Annotated in this window: 13 protein-coding genes; all 13 read right to left on the reverse strand. The window is 68.3% G+C overall.

All coding sequences use genetic code 11. The annotated features are described in order from the left end of the window. Nucleotides 1-3: 3 nt before the first annotated feature. Nucleotides 4-4134 carry a phage tail protein gene (locus tag ACH45E_RS26315; RefSeq protein WP_361448697.1) on the reverse strand — a complete coding sequence of 1377 codons (4131 nt, stop codon included), beginning with the start codon at nt 4132-4134 and terminating at the stop codon, nt 4-6. Nucleotides 4135-4180: 46 nt separating this feature from the next. Beyond that, nucleotides 4181-4630 (reverse strand): hypothetical protein, encoded by a 450-nt coding sequence (locus ACH45E_RS26320; protein WP_361448694.1) that lies wholly within the window; start codon nt 4628-4630, stop codon nt 4181-4183. Nucleotides 4631-4870: 240 nt separating this feature from the next. Then, nucleotides 4871-5233: a hypothetical protein gene (locus ACH45E_RS26325; protein ID WP_361448691.1), complete on the reverse strand. Its 363-nt coding sequence runs from the start codon at nt 5231-5233 to the stop codon at nt 4871-4873. Nucleotides 5234-5325: 92 nt separating this feature from the next. Further along, nucleotides 5326-6501, reverse strand: a complete 1176-nt coding sequence (locus ACH45E_RS26330; protein WP_361448688.1) for a phage tail tube protein — start codon at nt 6499-6501, stop codon at nt 5326-5328. A gap of 78 nt (nt 6502-6579) precedes the next feature. Next, a complete protein-coding gene (locus ACH45E_RS26335; protein ID WP_361448685.1) occupies nt 6580-6942 on the reverse strand; it encodes a hypothetical protein in 363 nt (120 codons plus the stop codon). 51 nt (nt 6943-6993) lie between these two features. After that, nucleotides 6994-7530 (reverse strand): hypothetical protein, encoded by a 537-nt coding sequence (locus ACH45E_RS26340; protein ID WP_361448682.1) that lies wholly within the window; start codon nt 7528-7530, stop codon nt 6994-6996. A gap of 7 nt (nt 7531-7537) precedes the next feature. After that, nucleotides 7538-8428, reverse strand: a complete 891-nt coding sequence (locus tag ACH45E_RS26345; RefSeq protein ID WP_361448679.1) for a hypothetical protein — start codon at nt 8426-8428, stop codon at nt 7538-7540. An 18-nt stretch (nt 8429-8446) separates the two neighbouring features. After that, nucleotides 8447-8665, reverse strand: a complete 219-nt coding sequence (locus ACH45E_RS26350) for a hypothetical protein (protein WP_361448676.1) — start codon at nt 8663-8665, stop codon at nt 8447-8449. Continuing rightward, on the reverse strand, nt 8665-8934 hold the full coding sequence (locus ACH45E_RS26355; protein WP_361448673.1) for a hypothetical protein: 270 nt from the start codon (nt 8932-8934) through the stop codon (nt 8665-8667). The genes ACH45E_RS26350 and ACH45E_RS26355 overlap by 1 nt, the downstream gene beginning before the upstream one ends. A 114-nt stretch (nt 8935-9048) precedes the next feature. Next, the gene (locus ACH45E_RS26360) at nt 9049-9600 is read right to left on the reverse strand and encodes an HNH endonuclease signature motif containing protein (RefSeq protein WP_361448670.1); all 552 of its coding nucleotides are present in this window, start codon (nt 9598-9600) and stop codon (nt 9049-9051) included. 48 nt (nt 9601-9648) lie between these two features. Continuing rightward, nucleotides 9649-11367, reverse strand: a complete 1719-nt coding sequence (locus tag ACH45E_RS26365) for a hypothetical protein (RefSeq protein ID WP_361448667.1) — start codon at nt 11365-11367, stop codon at nt 9649-9651. Between the two features lie 65 nt (nt 11368-11432). Continuing rightward, nucleotides 11433-13253, reverse strand: a complete 1821-nt coding sequence (locus ACH45E_RS26370; protein ID WP_361448664.1) for a hypothetical protein — start codon at nt 13251-13253, stop codon at nt 11433-11435. 25 nt (nt 13254-13278) lie between these two features. Further along, on the reverse strand, nt 13279-15978 hold the full coding sequence (locus ACH45E_RS26375; protein ID WP_361448661.1) for a phage head morphogenesis protein: 2700 nt from the start codon (nt 15976-15978) through the stop codon (nt 13279-13281). Nucleotides 15979-15985 lie beyond the last annotated feature (7 nt).

Genomic DNA, 15985 nt, shown 5'->3' on the forward strand with positions numbered 1-15985 from the left:
CTGTCAGCGTTTGTAGGACGGGTACGTGGCCGGGTTCCGCATGCCTCGGCGGAGGAACGCCTGCTCGATGTCCTTGGCGAGACGGTCCACAGTCACCGCGTTGCCTGCGATGTGGAACTCGAAGTGCTGGTGGATGACGGTTCCGCTGGCGCGGCCGCCGGCCCGGGGATTGCCTGACCACACTGGCGTGCTGGCGAGGGTCGCGCCTTGCTGTACCGACATGGCCATGCCGCGTGCGGCGATGATCGCGTGCTTGCTGCTGCGGTCGATGCCGTGCGCGAAGCCGAGGGCGGTGAAGTCACCGACCTGGGCCATGACGGTCGACGGGCTCTTGATGCCGAGGGCATGCTTGATCGCCCTCTCCATGCCCTTAGCGATCTTCAGCATTTGGCGCTCGATCGCCTTCTGCTTCTTCTCCAAGCCGCGGACCAAACCCTCGGCAGCCCTGATGCCGGCGCCGTACATGGAGTCCGCGACGGCGGAGCCGGCCTTGTCGGCCGACTTCTTCATCTGGGACTGCATGCTGTTGAGGTGCTTGATCTGGGCAGCGCTCGCACCCATCAGTGCCTGGGCTGTCGCACCTCCTTGGTCGACGCCTGCTGATGCGATCTGTTCCAGCAGGTCGGCGCGCAACCCGCGCTTCTTCAGGGCCTGCAGCTGATTGGAGAAGGTGAGCGTCTTCGACGCTTGCGTGGCCATGTTGTTGACCACGTCCTGGCTGCTGAGAGCGAAGCCTTCCTGCGGGGCCTGGGTGACGATGCCGCTGTCCTGCATGATGCTCGAGGACACCGAGGACTTCAGCTGTGCCGCACTGTTCTTCAGGTCGTCCAGCTTGCTCTTGGCCGAGGCGAGGCTGGCGGTGACCTTCGTCAGCTGCTTGTCGTAGCTGATCAGGCTTTTACCGGCCCTGTTGAGTTGCCTCAGCAGCGACGTCTCGGTGTGGCCCCTGAACGCCTTCTTGATTTCGCCGGAGACCCCGTTGAGGGCGGACACCAATGCGTTGACATCGGTCGGTACGGCCAACCCGTGCTCGAACGGCGTTCTGCGATAGCCAGCGCGCCTCCCGAAGTAGCTGATCCCGAACTCGCCGTGCAGCTGCTTCCGGGCATCCTTCTCCGCCGACGTCAAACCGCCCCGTGCAAAGTGGCCGAGCTTGTCCTTGTTGATCAGCTGCAGCAGTGGCAGATACTTCTGGGTGGCCTTGGCGTTCACCACGAACTCGGTGTGCGAGATCATGCCTCGCGCGCCGGACTCGAACAGCGCCATGATGCTGTCCGACGTGCCTGTGCCGGGGCCACGGACGAGCCCGGTCGGGGCGATCTGAACGTCGCCGCCGTCGGCGTAGCGGGGCATCAGTCCGCCGCGCGCGGCGCCCGGCATGCCGGGGAGCTGCGGGCCCGAGTGCACCCCGCCCTGCTGCACCGTCCGCATGTATTTCGTCGTGTAGACGCCGATACCGATGGTCTTGCCGTGCAAGGCGTTGACAGCGCCCTGCACGTTGTGGATCTGACTGAGGGCACCCCCGGCGATGGCGGTGATCTTGACACTGCCGTTCTTCAAGTGGGTGACGTGGTAGCCGAAGGCTTCCAGTACCTGCTCGGCCGCGCCGGACAGCGTTTTCAAGGTCACGCTCTTCGCGCCCGGCGAAGCACGGACCTTGGCGTTGAAGGCGTTGAGATCGCGGGTGGCGTCCTCGGTGTTCATCTGCACCCGGGCCGTCTTGCCCGGGATCCTCAGGATCTGGTCGGCAAGCGCCTTCGCCTGCGTGCTGGACAGGCCCATCTGCTCCGCGTACTTGATCAGACCAGAGCGGCCCTTGGCGTAGATCCCGTTGACCGTCTCCCACGAGGAGCCGGCGTCCCGGGCGGACGATGCCGCCGAGTCGGTTTTGTCCGCGAGGTCCTGCAGTGCGGACGCTGCGTCCCGGGCTTTCTGGCTGTTCAGGTTGAGCTGCCCGTGCGTCATCGACAGGGCACCGGCATTGTCCTTCGCGGCCTTGGCCGCGTCGGCGATGGACTGGTTGAACGCGATCATCCCGCCGAGCCCGGCCCGGTTGACATCGTTCAACGCCTGAATCGACTGCCTCAAGCCGTCCGCAGACGCTTTCTGTTTGGCGAGCTGGTCCGAGGCCTTCGCCGCCGCGGCGCCGAACAGGCCCATGCTCTCGGCGGTGAGTTTCTGCTCCAGCGCGGAATCCGCCAGCGCCGACTTGTAGTCGTCCAGCTCGCTGGCGAGTTTCTTCGGGTCGCCGCCCTTTTTCGCGTAGGCCTTCTGCAAGTCCGCCACCGCTTGTGCGGCTACCTTGGCGTGTCCGCCCTTCACCAGATTCGCAAGGGACTTGTCGAGGGAGTCGATGTCCTTCTCAGCGTCCACCATGGAGTTCGACTTCTTCATGCCCAAGGTGAAAACCTTGTTCATGAAGTCATTGAACTTGTCCATGCCGGATGCCTTGCCAGCCACCCGGTCCACGGCGTACGTGAATCCGTCGAGGTTGCTGCCGAAGACCCGCAGCGCTTCACCCGTGACTCTGCCGGTGGCGCCGAGGTTGCCGATGGCCGTGGTCATCTTGTCGACGTCCGGGGCCTTCTTCCCCGAGTCCGAGAGTTTCGCCAGGACAGCCACCACCGCGGCGATCCCCGCCACGATCACGGATGCCTTCGCCGCCGTGCTCAGCGACGCGAACGCGGCACGGATCCGCCCCAGGGCGCCCGCGCCCGTCGCGGAGGCCACCTGCAACTCACGGAACTTCGCGACCAGCGACTGGATTCCCTCGGTGACCGAGGTGATGCCGGAAGCACCCATTTTGATCAGCTTGAACGCTGTGTAGAGCTGCATCATCCGGGTAAGCAGCTCGGCCGGGATCGAAGCAACCAGCTTGGCAAAAGCGTTGACCAGGGTGAGCATCCCGGGGCCAGCCTGGGAGGCAGCCTTGAGGATGTTCTGAATGGCCTCGGCGAGGTTCTTCAGCGTGTCCTTCACCAGCGGCGCGTTCGCCTTGGCGTAGGCCATGAACTGGGCAAGCGAATTACTGCCAGCCCCCTGGGACAGCACCCGTACGAAGTGCACGACACCGTCGACGGCACCCTTCAGTACCCCGTTGGTGAAATTGGTGAACCGGCTCATCAGCCCGTCGAATGCACCGCTGTTCACCCCGCCGGCCAGCATGGTCGTGAGCCGCGTGAACTGGACAGAGGTGTCCTTCACCAGCGGTGACAGCTTCGGCAGGATCGCGTCCAAGACTTCGACGCCCTGTGTGACGGGCTTCATCGTGAACTTCGCCAGGCCGTTGGACCATTTACCGAAGTCGCTGTGCAGGCTGCTGAATGCGGCGGCCGCCTTCAACGTCTGGGCAGGCATTGCCTCCATGGTCTGCGACAGTTCCTGCTGGGCCTGTGCTGCCTGCTTGGAACCGGAGCCGTATTTGGCGACTGCGGCGTCGTACTTGCCCTGTGCGTCGGTGAGCCCGGAAAGAGCCGACAGTTGCGACTTCACCGCCAGACCGAACGCACCCACGGCAACGGTGGCGGCTCCGACAGCGCCCGCAACCGCTGTGGCCTGGGCCACGATCGGGGCCAGGGCAGGCGCCAGCGTCATCAGCGTGCCAAGGGCACCGCCTCCGCCCTCGCCACCGCCTCCGCCGGAGCCGGGCAGCCGGTTCGCGTCTCCGATGACTCGCGTACGGATCGTCACCGTACGGTTCTGCGAGAGCCGGTCCAGTCGCGTCTGAACACGCCGCTGCGAACCCTGGTCCATCTGCGGCCGGATAGAGACATCAATGCGCTTGCCCAGCTCGCGTAGCACCGTCTGCACGCGGCGCAGCGCCGCTTGGTCCATGGTCGGCCGGACGGTCGCCTGGATCGGGCGCTCTTCGAGCTGGGCGCGGATCTGGTCCCGCTGGCCTGTGGCCAGCTGCAGATCCACCTTCAGTTTCGCCGCCGGGCTTTCGGTGACGCGTCGGCGGATTTCCGCAAGCGCACCGCTCTTCAGTTTGGCGTCGACCTCGATGGTCGCGTTGAGTCGGCCGACCTCAGCGACGAAGGCACGGACCTGGGCCTTGGCCCGCGTGAGTGCCTCGGTGAGCTTCTGCTCCCGGCCTTCGACCTCGATGACCACCGGCGGCAGGTAGTCGGACACAGTCCCTCCCCCTCCGTTCAGTTATGCGGGAGCTGGCGGGAAGGGGTTAGAGGGCGCGGCGCCACGCGCCGACGAAGATGCGGCGCAGGGAGCCGTCGGCGAGGACTTTGGCGCGAGTAGGCCGCATGTATGGGCGGGGCGGCAACGTCACCGAGTGGTTGCGGCCAGCTCGTCCGCCTAGCTCCTGGATCCGCGAGTACACCGCGGTAGGCCCGACTTTCCCGGCCATTCCCCCGCCAGTGGGATACGGGCCCGTCGGTGAGAGCGAGCCGAGAAGATGCCCGCTGATACGGGCCGGCGGCTGCCCAGGAGGCGAGGGGGTGGGGGTGTTCGGCGGGTGGGAGTAGCGGGACAGCTCCGCGGTGGCGCGGCGCTGTACGAGGCGGTTGGCGTCCTTGACTGCGCTGCGGGTGGCGGTGCGCATCCGCATTGCGATCCGGTCCAGGGCGGCCGCGACCGCGTCACCGCCCGAGACGTTCATGGAGATGTCCGGCACCAGGTCACCTGCCCGTCTGCCGCTCAGCCTGCTGTTGGGCTCGTTCCTGCACTGCCGCTTGGGCCTCGTCGAAGGCCGTTGCCAGGGTCGGTAGCCGCTCGATGATCCATGCGGGTTGCTCGTCGACCATGGTGGGTGTCCAGCCCCACCGTTCGGCGAACCAGGCGTAGTCGGCGGCTTCTTCCAGCAGCGTGACGGGGGCGTTCTCGCTGCCGGGGATGGGGCGTCCTTCCAGCCGCGCTACGAGGCGGCGGAAGGCTCGGTAGGGGAAGCGTCGTCCGCGGCCTGCTCCGGGTTCTCCTCGACCGGAGTTGGGAACAGGGCGTCCTGTGTCGGGCCGAGCAGCTCGGACAGCTTGTCGTAGTCCGCGATCTCCATCAGGTCCAGGACCTTGATGTCCTGGGAGGGGATCGGCAGCTCGAGGCTCCACGCCTCGACGGCGACCGTGGCGATCGCATCCAGCATGCTGAGGGCGAGTTCGCCAGATTCGGCGTTGTCACGAACGGTACGTAGGACGTGGCGCTTGTCGCCGGACTTGAGGGTGTGGGGGTCGCGGATCTGTACCCAGGAGCCGGTGGTGGCCAGGGGCTGACGCTCGGACATGAGGGTGTGGCCTTTCGGGTGGAAGGGAGGGTGCGGTCCCGGAGCCCTTCCTCTCCGGGACCGCAGCTCAAGAGGGCTGTGCGGGAGAAGGGTTAGAAGGAGCCGGGTGCGACGGCGCAGGTCACGGAGACCTTGATCGGGGACATGCCGCCCGAGCCGCCGGCGTTCGTGGTGTTGAAGTTCGCCTGGAAGCTGGCCTGGTAGCCGACTGCGGCCTTGGAGGTGTCGGGGTCGGCCTGGGTGAAGACGGCGGAGTTCATGTCGATCTGTACGACGACCTGGTTGGCGCCCGCGAGCCCGTTGTCGCAGACGAACTGCACCTGCGGCTGCGTGTTGTTCAGCATGTACAGCAGCACCGACTCGTCGGAGACGGCGCCGAAGTTCAGCTTGCCCGCCACGCTGAGGCCGCCGCGCTGGATGATGTACGGGGTGCGGTTACCGGTCGCGGTGAACACCGGCTGCAGTTCCCGGGTGATGTCGACTTCGCCGTCCATCACTGTGTTGACGAGGGTGCCCCCGGACGCCGGGCCGCCGATGCCTACCTTGGTCCGCCACGAGGCGGTCGGCAGCACCGTGGTGGGGTTCGCCGTCGGCGCCGAGCCCGCGGCCACCGATGGCCACGAGGTGCCCTGTCCGGTCCACGCGAACAGTTCGGACTCGGCGTTGAACGTGAAGTTGCACTGGCTGAGGCAGAAGCCGGGGTACTGGCGGGCACCAGAGGTGGCCGTCGTCCCCAGAGAGTGGGTGAGCGTGTGACTGGCCGGCTGCCCGCCGCCGCTGTTCAGGAGCGACCAGGCGTAGGTGAACGGGCCAGCGGACTGCAGCGGGACGACCGCCTGCGCCGAGGCGTGCGCGTAGGCCAGGCCGCCCGTCGGGGAGGCGAGCGGGATCGTGTACGGGCCTGCACCCGACGGCGTGCCCGTCGTGAACACCTCGGCCGTCGCCCCGGAACCGATCTGCACGATGGTGCCGTTCGGGATCGACGCCGCGGTCGAGACCGACGTGGCCCCCGCGACGGCAGAGGAGGACAGGGTGGTGGATCCGGACCCGGTGGGTGTGCCGGTGACGGCGACGTCGCCGAGGACGTTCCGCAGCCAGAAGCCCATCGTGTCCCCGTAGACGGGCCCACCGAGGCTGACGTCGGCGGTGCCGACACCGAGGATCTGCGCGAACGCGTCGGTGCCCATCGACCCGCGCCACGACTGATCCTTCAGGAATGTCGGTTTGTCGGACGGGGTGAACGTGGACAGCAGTTGCGTCGTGGTCATCGCTACTGCGGTGCCCTGGGTAGTCTCGGGTGCGATTCCGATGAACTGCTTTGTGGATGCGTAGGTGGCGACCACCGGTCACTCCCCTTCGGGGTCGGCCGGGGCGTTGTCCGGCTGCTGGTTGGGCTTCTTCTTGGTGGGCTTCCAGCGGCCGTCACCGGGCGCGCTGACTGGCCAGTCGAAGACGGTCGCGGGCGTGGCCAGCACGGCGGCCTCGTCGTCGGTGGCGTCCCGGCCCGGGGCTGCGGGCCGCGCGGTGAGCGGCACCTCGAGGTACTGCGTGGGCACGGTCCCCACGAATTCGTAGACGCCAGCAGGCAGGCGGTCCTCGGGCACGTCGTCCACCTCGGCCTTGGCCGGCTTCGGCGCTTCGGTCTCCGTCGTGCGGGTCGTGACCGGAGCGCGCTCCGGCTCCGGCTCCTGGGCAGGCTTCGCGGGCATGCTGAACTCCGGTCATCGAGAAGAGGGGGAACAAGGGCGCCCGGCAGCCCGTCAGGCTTGGATGATCTCCAGCGCCGGGAACGTCATCAGGAGGAAACTCTTGGTCAGCTGCGCCTTCGTCTCGGGCTGGCCGTATTCGAGGTCGATGGAGCCGTTGCCGCCGTCGACGTGCTCACCTGCCTCGAAAACCGCGTTGCCGAGGGTGCGGTCGGCGCGCAAGTGCTCGACCAGGGCGTCGCGCAGCGCGTGTACGTCGTCCTGGGCGTCTTCCGCGTGCGGGGTGCGGGACCGGATGTAGCAGCACATCTGCACCTCGTAGACCACGTTCTTGTGGCCGCCGGTGGCGCCGCCAACCGCGAACCGGGTTTCGCTGCTGCGTGGGATCCACACGACGATCTGGCAGCCGGTGCGTGCCCCGGCGTCCTGGCCCCAGAAGTAGTCGGCGAGGTTGTCGTCTTTCGCCCACGCGCGCCGTACGACGCCGACGCCGGCCGACGAGAGCGGTGAGGACCGGTAGGTGCGGGTCTGTTCGTCGTACGCGCCGCCGAAGTAGCGGCAGATGCCGTCCAGCGCGGTCTGGATGCTCATCCGGCCATCACCTGACTCGCTGGTAGGAGGCGAGGATGCGGCGTGCCTCGTCGACCAGGCCCTGCCCCGTCCGGCGGCTGTCCTTGCCGCGGGTACTGGCGTTCGTCGCTGCGTCCGGGAACTCGTCCTCCGCGGTGCTGTCCGGGCGCATCAACAGCGCGCTCGTGTACAGCACCACGGCGAGCCGGGCATCGGCCGGAAGCCCGGACACGTCGTGGCCGGTCTCGTGGTCGAAGACGGTTGGCGTGGCCAGGAGCACGGTGGTGGGCACGGGCGCCGTGGATGGTGTTGGGGGATGCCAGAGCGGCGAGACCACGATGGTCTCTTCGCGGCCGGGTTCCCAGATCCGGTAGCTGCCGCCCGGCTCGATGCAGGTCGGGTCCGTCACCGAGATACTCGTCGCCCCGCTCGTGGCCGCGGCGGACAGTTGCGTGGCCACGTAGCCGGCCGCGATCGACAGGCGTGTAAAGAGTTCCGAGCCGGGTGCTGCTCCGAATCCGGCCTGCAGGGAGCCGCTCCAGGCGGTTGACGCCCCCGCGAGCGCGATGACCAGGTTGGAGCCGTCCTCCACCCAGGCCTGCGGCGAGTCGAGCGCGGTCAGCGACGTTGGGGACAAGCCGTAGGAGAGAGCGGTCACCGTGCTGACCGGGGCGTGGTCGGCGTGGATGCGGAGCATCCCGGACCGGTCGGTGCGCACGCGCGTCGACTGCGTGTACAGGTGCGCCCCGAGTGGCTGGTCGCACTCGTTGTCCGCCCACGCGGAGGCCTGGAGCAGCAGGTTGGTCAGCTCGGCGTCCTGCGCGGCCGGGTCCGGGTTGTCGGGGATGAGGCCGTCGGTGTCGAGGTAGGTGGGGTGGGCGCGGAACGCCGCGGCGGAGACGTACGGTGTGGCGGGCACGCCCACCCTCCTCCCAGGTCAGGAGTTGTCGCGGATCCAGGTGCCGTGGGTGCAGCCCACGGAGAAGGCCTGTTGGGGCCAGCCGTTGGGGAAGCACTCCTCACAGGGCCGGTCGACCGTCTGCAGGTCGCTGCGTGCCGAGTCGTCGGCGGTGGAGCAGGCCGTCTGACTGTCCGTTTCGGGAGCTACCGGCTCCTCGGCCTTCGGTGCGCTCTCGGCGCGCTTCCTCGGGGGCATCAGTGTTCCCTTTCGCAGGTCCCGCCGCAGCGAGAGCAGGTCTTGAAGAAGGACCCGAACGAGCAGGCCGGGCAGCGGTATCCACCGCGGGTGCGGCCGCCGAGGTTCGCGAGGAACGCCCCGTACTCGCGAAGGGCGCGCTCGTGCTGTGGGTTGTCGACGGTGACAGTGCCGTCGCGGCCGGGGGTGTAGGCGGTGGTGGCGCCTGTCTGGGCGCCCTGGACATCGATGCCGCGGCAGGCGCCGTCGGGCATGCACAGTCGAGCCATGCTGGTGTGCTCCTTGAGGGTGTCCGCGGCCCCCGCACCCGAGGGACCGCGGACGATCAGAAGGGATACAAAAGGCCCGCAGAGCTACCTGCGGGCCTTCCTATGAAATGTTTCCTACTGGTATGGAAGTGACTTACGTTCGCAGTAATCGCGAACTCTTCCGATGAGCGGGCCATGTGTCATGCCGAGTTCGGCCGCAATTTTCCGCCACGACATTCCATCAGTCCGCATCTGGTACGCCTTCGCCAACTCTGGATCCCAAGCTTTTTGGGGAGTTGACCGACGGCGCCTCAGGTTTTCTTCTGAGGTGACCGGCTCCATGTGAGCTGGGTTTACACACATTGTCACGAAGCAGCGATGGTCAAGTTCCATCCCTTCAGGGATGGGTCCTACCTGCTGCTCGTAGATCGCTCGGTGCGCGAGACCCGTGCTCTTGCCGCCACGGCTCACGAAGCTGCCGATGGCGTAGCCCTGCCGGTTGGCCCTGCGCTGCCAGATCCAGCACCCGTTGGCGTCTGCGATCCAGCGAGGTCCATGGTCCTTCCACGCGGCGTGGCCGCGAAGGTAAGGCTGAGGCTGCCCCTTGACCCATCCGCGTGCGGTGTGAGTTCGTGGAGCAATTTTCGTCCTACCCTCGCAGCCGCAGCAGCAAAGTCCGTTACTCATTCCATGAGTTTAGAACAGTGCGCCGCAAACCACCTGCGGAATCCGGAACTACGCCGACTTAATTCCCGTGATCGCCCCATTCCAGGCGGGTGCGTAACATACCAGCGTCCCGAACCAGTACGACGAGGACTCGAAGGCGAACTGGTTGACGGGCCAGTCGATGCCCATCAGGTCCTGGACGTTGAACACGGACCAGACGTCGCTGACTTCGCTGTCCGGGATGGGCAGGCTGTCGGAGAGGATCGGCGCGTTGCCCTGCGGCATCCACGGGTGGACCTCGACCGCGACGCCCTTGCCGGTGACCTCGTTGATGATGGTGTTGACGACGTCGCCGATGGTGACGCCGGTCAGCTGGTCCTGGGTGATCGTCATCCGGTAGTTCGAGGACGATGAGCCCTTCAGGGCGTCGGACAGCTGCTTGCGGTCCGCGCCGTTCAGCAGCGTCCGGTCCGGGTCGGCCTTGACCGAGTTGTAGAGCGAGACGAACGCGTTCTGCCACTCCACGCCCGGGTTGCTCGTCGAGAGGGCGGCGTTGAGCCGGTTGACGTACCCGGAGTCGGAGCCGGTGCAGACCGGCAGGATGCCGTCGTAGCCGGACGCGTACGCGGTGGTGTCACCGGTGACGGTCGACGCCGCGGTGCCCGACGTGGGGAGCGCGCCCTGCAGGGTGAAGGTGTTCGTGCCCGACTTGCCCGCGTACCAGCGGGCCGAGTCGCCCGGGTCGGACGAGCCGGTCGACACGTACACGCGCATGCCGGTCGCACCGGCCGGGAGCGTCACGGTGACGTCGACGACCTGCGTCGACGGCGCCACGTTCGCTGCCGAGGAGAGGACGGACTGGCCGAAGTCGCCTGCATCCGAGGTGACCTTGACGTAGATGTTCGTCGAGACGCCGGTCAGCGCGGTCTCACCGGCGCCGGCCGAACGGGCCGTAAGGGTCAGGCCGGTCGGAGCGGCCAGGGCGCCGAGGAAGCCGTTGCCGGAGGTGCCGCGCCCCATGAGGAGCATGCGCTCCTCCAGCAGCATGCTGGAGTACATCAGCGACGTGCGGGACAGCTGGCGGATGTCCTGGTAGCCCTGCCCGGCGTACTGCGCGGACCAGGTGACCTGGTCGGACACGGAGAACTGGCTGTAGGCCACGTTCTTGTCGTAGCCCGCGTAGCTGATCTTCGGGCCGCGCGCGTAGTACAGCGACTGGCTGGCGCCGGAGGGGGCGAAGTTGTTCTGCGTGGTGTCGGCGATACCGGGGTGGATGTTCCCGACGCCACCGCTGCCCGTGCCGGTGAACCCGGAGATCACCTTGAAGCGGTGGGAGAGGCCGATGCCCTTCTTCCGCGGGATCCGGTTCCTGAGCGGGGTGGGCCGCGGCGTCAGCATCTTCGCCGGCGCCTCCAGGTCGAAGGCCACCAGGCCGCCGGAGACCGGGGACGAGGTGGTGATGTCCTTGACGAGGTCGGGCTGCTGGGCCTTCAGCTCGTCCAGCGCGCCGGTGATCGAGGCGAGAGACTCCGCGGACAGGCCCTTGACCAGGTCCGGGCTGGACAGGGTCTTGGTGAGGGCGCCGTACGCGGTGGTCGGCTGCTGCTCGAAGCTGATGCCGCGGCCTTCGGTGAAGGCCTGCACGACGTCGGCCGGGCCGAGGGTGCGGCTGGGCGCGGTGTCGACGGCGGACATCAGCTCGTCGAAGCGCTGGGAGACCTCGGCCTTGGACAGGGCCGGGGCCTCCGGGGAGTCACCGAAGAGGACTTCGGCGCGGGGCAGAGCCATGATGGCCCCTTTCATGCGATAGGCCCCACACAGGGGCCGGAGCTGGTGGGGTGAAGGGCAGGCGGTCAGGCGTCGGCCTTGGCCAGGAGGGCCTTGGCGCGGTCCCGGTAGCCGTCGCGGAGGTCGCGGTCGGAGACCTGGTCGGCCTTGGCCAGCAGCTGGCTGGCTTCGTGCCGCATCCGGTCGGCGTCGCTGTTCTTCGCCTGAGCCTGCTGTGCTGCGGTGCGAGTGAGCGCGGGTCCGCCCGGGGTGGGCATGGCCCGGAACTCCTCGATGGCAGCGTTCGCCTTCGCCAGCTCCGCCTCGAGCGCCTTCGAGCGCTCCTCGGCAGCGGTGGTGACCTCTGCGACTGCGGCCTTGACGAGTTCGGCCATATCGGCCTTCGTCACTGCGTCGGACACCGTCCCGGTCTCGCCGGCTTCGGTGTCCTCGGTGGCGCCGTCGTCGGCCTGCTGGCCCTCGGCGGCGGTCTGCTCCTCGGCGGAAGCAGAAGTCTCGGCGGTTCCGGCCTCGGCGGCGCCCTCGGTGGTCTCGTCGTGGGCGCTGTCCGACTTCGCGCTGTCGGCGAGGTCCATGTCGGCGTCGCCCGCCTGCTCGGCTTCTTCGCGTCGCTTGAACCAGGTCAGAGAGCGTACGGCGGACAGCAGCAGGTCGATGTCGCAGGCCTCGTTGAGGTTGCCCATGGCGAGGGACTCGGCCTCGGCGATGATGAGCTTCGCGATGACAGCGATGGCCTGCTCAGCGTTCGCGATGTCCGCCGACTCGCTCTCGGCGCTGTCGTTCCCTTCGCCGCCGTCACCGTCGTCCGCCTTGGTCAGCGACGGCGCGAGCGCCCGGGTGTCGCGGAGGATCTGCTCGGCCTTCGCGATCAGGTCGTCGTCTCCGTCGGCCTTGTTCGCCGTCTTCAGCGAGCCGTCCGAGTTCCAGTTGCTGGGCACCATGGCCTCCAGTCCGAGGGCCTTGGCCCGCTTCATCACGTGCTTACGGATCTTGTCGTGGTCGGCGCCCCCGCGGCTCACGGCCTTGATGGCCTTCCGCAGGTCCGCCTTCGTCTTGATCGGGTACGAACCATCCGGCATCGCAGCTCCCGAAGCAGCCGCCTGCCGCCGCCCTGCAGCGGACGTGTCCGCCTTGGCCACATCGCCCAGCTCGGCGACGCGCGCATCGACCAGGCCGCGGATCACGTCCTCGGACACGGTCAGCCCGTCGAGCTTCAGCAGGAACGTCGGCGACGAGACGGCCACGCCCTCGTCGACTCTGTCGGCCTTCAGAGCTTCGGCGGACACCGCGGCACCGGCCGATGCCAGGCTGGTCAGCGCGGTGCGCACGCCCTCCGGCAGCCGCTCGTACACGTCGGCCGGGATCCCGAAGGCCTCCGCGTCCGTCTTCTCGACGACTTCGCCCTCCACAGCTTCCAGCGGGCCTGCGCCGTCCGCCTTCGCGATCTCGAAGAGAGTGCCCGGGTTGCACGGCCGGTCGACGACGCTGATCTCGCAGATGCTGCCGTCCACGACCTCGCCGCCCGGCGCGTCCGCCTTGCCGAGCACTACCCGCGGGTTCTTGATGCCGACGGAGAACCCCTTCAGCACCTTCGTCTTGATCTTCTTGATGGCCTGCTCGTCCACGATGTGCGCAGCGATGTGATGCTTGCCGTCTTTTGCCTTCGTCAGGCCCACCCCGACGCCGACGGCCCTCTTGGCGTCGTGCTGCTCGCGGATGTTCCCGACCTGCGCCCACTCCGGCATGGCCCGGTCCAGCCAGTCGGCGTTCAAACGCTGCTGATCGCGGTCGAGGTCGCTGGACGCGGCCGGCCCGTAGACCATCAGCGTTCCGTCGGCCTGCTCCTCGGTCTTGGTGATCGGCGCCCACGCGTAGGCGACTGTCATGACGGCTCCCTTCGGTGAGCGCGGGCTACAACTGGTCCGGCTCCGGCAACGGGCTACACCGACAGTGAGGGTGCGCAGGAGGGGCTTCGGACCCGTCCGGCCACACCTCGCCGATCCTCCGAGGGCCCGCTTCCTCATTGGCCACGCAAACGGGGCAGGCACCTGGCTCCGTGCCCCACCGCCACCTCGTGACGCCCGCCGCCGTGTATACGGCGCGCGCGGCCGCGGTGCTGGCTCGGGTCAACTCGGTGAGAGCCACCATCCGGACCCACGCATCGTCCTGCAGGGTGTCGCGGAGGGCCTGGGCGAGCTCCTCGGCGGTCATGCCTTGCGCCTTGGCCTCGGCCAGCACGCGAGCGAAGACTCGCAGGCGCCGGTCAGCGATGGCCGGGATGCCGCTGCGGTTGCGGTCCAGAAAGGCCTGTAGCGCGTCCGCCGCGGCGGTGGTGAGGGCCTGCCTTGCTGCCTGGTCGTCGCCGATGTCCCACGCGAACCGGGCCCGGCGTCGGCCGGCCAGGATGGCGCGGGCGGCTGTGTCACCGATCGCCCAGCCTTCCGCCCAGATCCCGGCCAGGGCGGCCGCGAGGGGGGCGGTGAAGGTGATGCCTAGGGCGAGGAGGAACGCCACGGCCAGAGCGATCGCCCACTCGGTGGTGCTGTCGTCGTCCTGTGGCGGCTGCTGGTAGGTGTCGACTGCGGCCGGGTCGGGCTCGTCGGCCTTCACCAGTTCCTGGGCCAGCCAGCGTTCAGCCAACCGCTCACAGTCCACCGAGTCGGCCAGCGACTGCTTGAGGCGGTCGCCCCACACGGTGGCGGTTTCCTGGTCGCGGTCCCAGCCGGGCCACGCGACCGGCTCAGCTTTTGGGCGGTCATCGCCGCCCGGAGTGACGAAGACGACGGGCGCGTCGGCGAGGTTGGGCGCGTCCGCCTTGGTAACCGTCTGGAACTCGAACGGCCTGCCGGGGACCGGGTTTCGCCGCGACCAGCGCCGGAAGGCGGCCAGTTCCGCCTTCACTGCGTCGGCGCGCTCACCGCCATCTGCCCCAGCGTCGTCCTCCGTTGGCCCGTCGCCGTCGCCGTCGGCATCCGACAACGGCGTACCTGGCTGTTCACCCTCCCTCGGCGGACTCACGCTCGTCCCTGGCTCGGCGCGTTCGGAGGCGCCTTCCAGGAGAATCACGCCGCGGGTCGTCATGACCATCGGCATGTCGGCCTCAGGGAAGTCGAACCGCGGCTGCCCCATCCGGTCGCGATCCTCATTGATCGTCATGCGGCCCCACATGACCCGGGCGCGGGCGACCTCGTCCGCGCCGGCCTCGTCCTCTTCCTCCAAGCCGAGGAAGCGGAACTCCAGCTCGGCTGGCATCCGCAGGTGAGTGCGAGAGATCGAGGTGAGGAGCTGCTGCAGCCAACGCAGCGTCGGCAGTGTGGCCTTGCGCTGCTGGACCGCGGCCTGGCCCTCGTGCCAGCCCGTCGAGCCGAGACCCCCGGGCTCGGTGAAGCCGAGTTCGGCGATCGTCGTGTCGAAGTGCGCGGCCAACAGTTTGATCAGGAAGAGGTCGTACTCCGGCTTGTACTTCTCGCCGAAGTCGGCCGGGGTCTCGATATCGAATCCGGGCGGGAGCACGCGCAGCCGGTGCCTCGCTGCGGTCGATCCGGAGTAGGCGTCGTTGAGCGCGGTCTCGTACTCCGACAGCTGCGCCGGCGTCCAAGACGTCTGCCCCTGGTTCGTGACGAACCCGGCCGGGACCGTGCCTTCGGAGTACTCGTCCCGGATCCACTTCCGTCGGCGCAGCCAGACGTCGACGTCTTCCAGGGCCTGCTCGACCGCGGAGTACCCGTACGGGGTGTGCGCGCGGACGTTCCGCCGCTTGTACACCAGTTGGTCGGCGCGGTAGCCGCCGATCACCTCGCCGGCTTCGTCCGCGTCGGCGACGAACTCGCCGCGCGGGAACCCCCACAGGATCTGCTGGTACGCGGGGTTCGGCGGGAGCGGCCGGCCGCCGCGGTGGTCGCGGAGGGGCTTGATGGTGGAGCCGTCGAGGACTTCGAGGGCGTAGAGGTCGCCGCCGTAGGTGAGCCGTGGGTAGATCGCGATCGCGTCGAGGACGAAGTGCTCCTCGAGGACTTTGCCGACCCACTCGCCGAAGTTCTCGTCCTGGCCAGGGTCGGGCTTCTGCCAGAACCGGGTGCAGCGCACCATCTCGGCGGAGAGGGACTGGCGGAGTTCCTGCTCGACCTCCGCGCGCGGCTTGTCCGAGGCGGCCTGGGCGGCCTCCACGGCCTCCTTGGTGATCGTGATCGCCCAGTCCAAGGTGGTGACCTCGGCCTTGCGGATCTCGATACAGCGCCGCGGCAGCCCTCCCGCGTCAGCGGCGTCGCGCAGCACCTTCCAGGGCACCAGCCTGTCGCCGACGCCCGGCAGGTTGGAGGTGACCGGGTACTCGTTGAAGCGGGGCTCGGTCCGGCCGTCCGGGCGCAGCGGGTCGATCGCGGCGGGAGTGAGCGGCACGCCGGGCCCGAACGGTACCTGCGGCTCGATCCGGGGCAGCGGCTGATACGTGCCGTCCGTGCGGGCTGCCTGCGCCGTTGCCGCGACGAGTGTACCGACCTGAGCCGGGGTGAACGTCTGCGCTTCGGCCGGGGCGATCGCCTTCGTCGTGTCTGCTTCGGCCGCCGGGGCGGACGGGCGGGAGAACCAGCGGAGCGGGTTCCAGCGGGCCACGGCACCT

This window comes from Streptomyces sp. NPDC020299 (genome assembly GCF_044387825.1).
Lineage (GTDB): Bacteria > Actinomycetota > Actinomycetes > Streptomycetales > Streptomycetaceae > Streptomyces.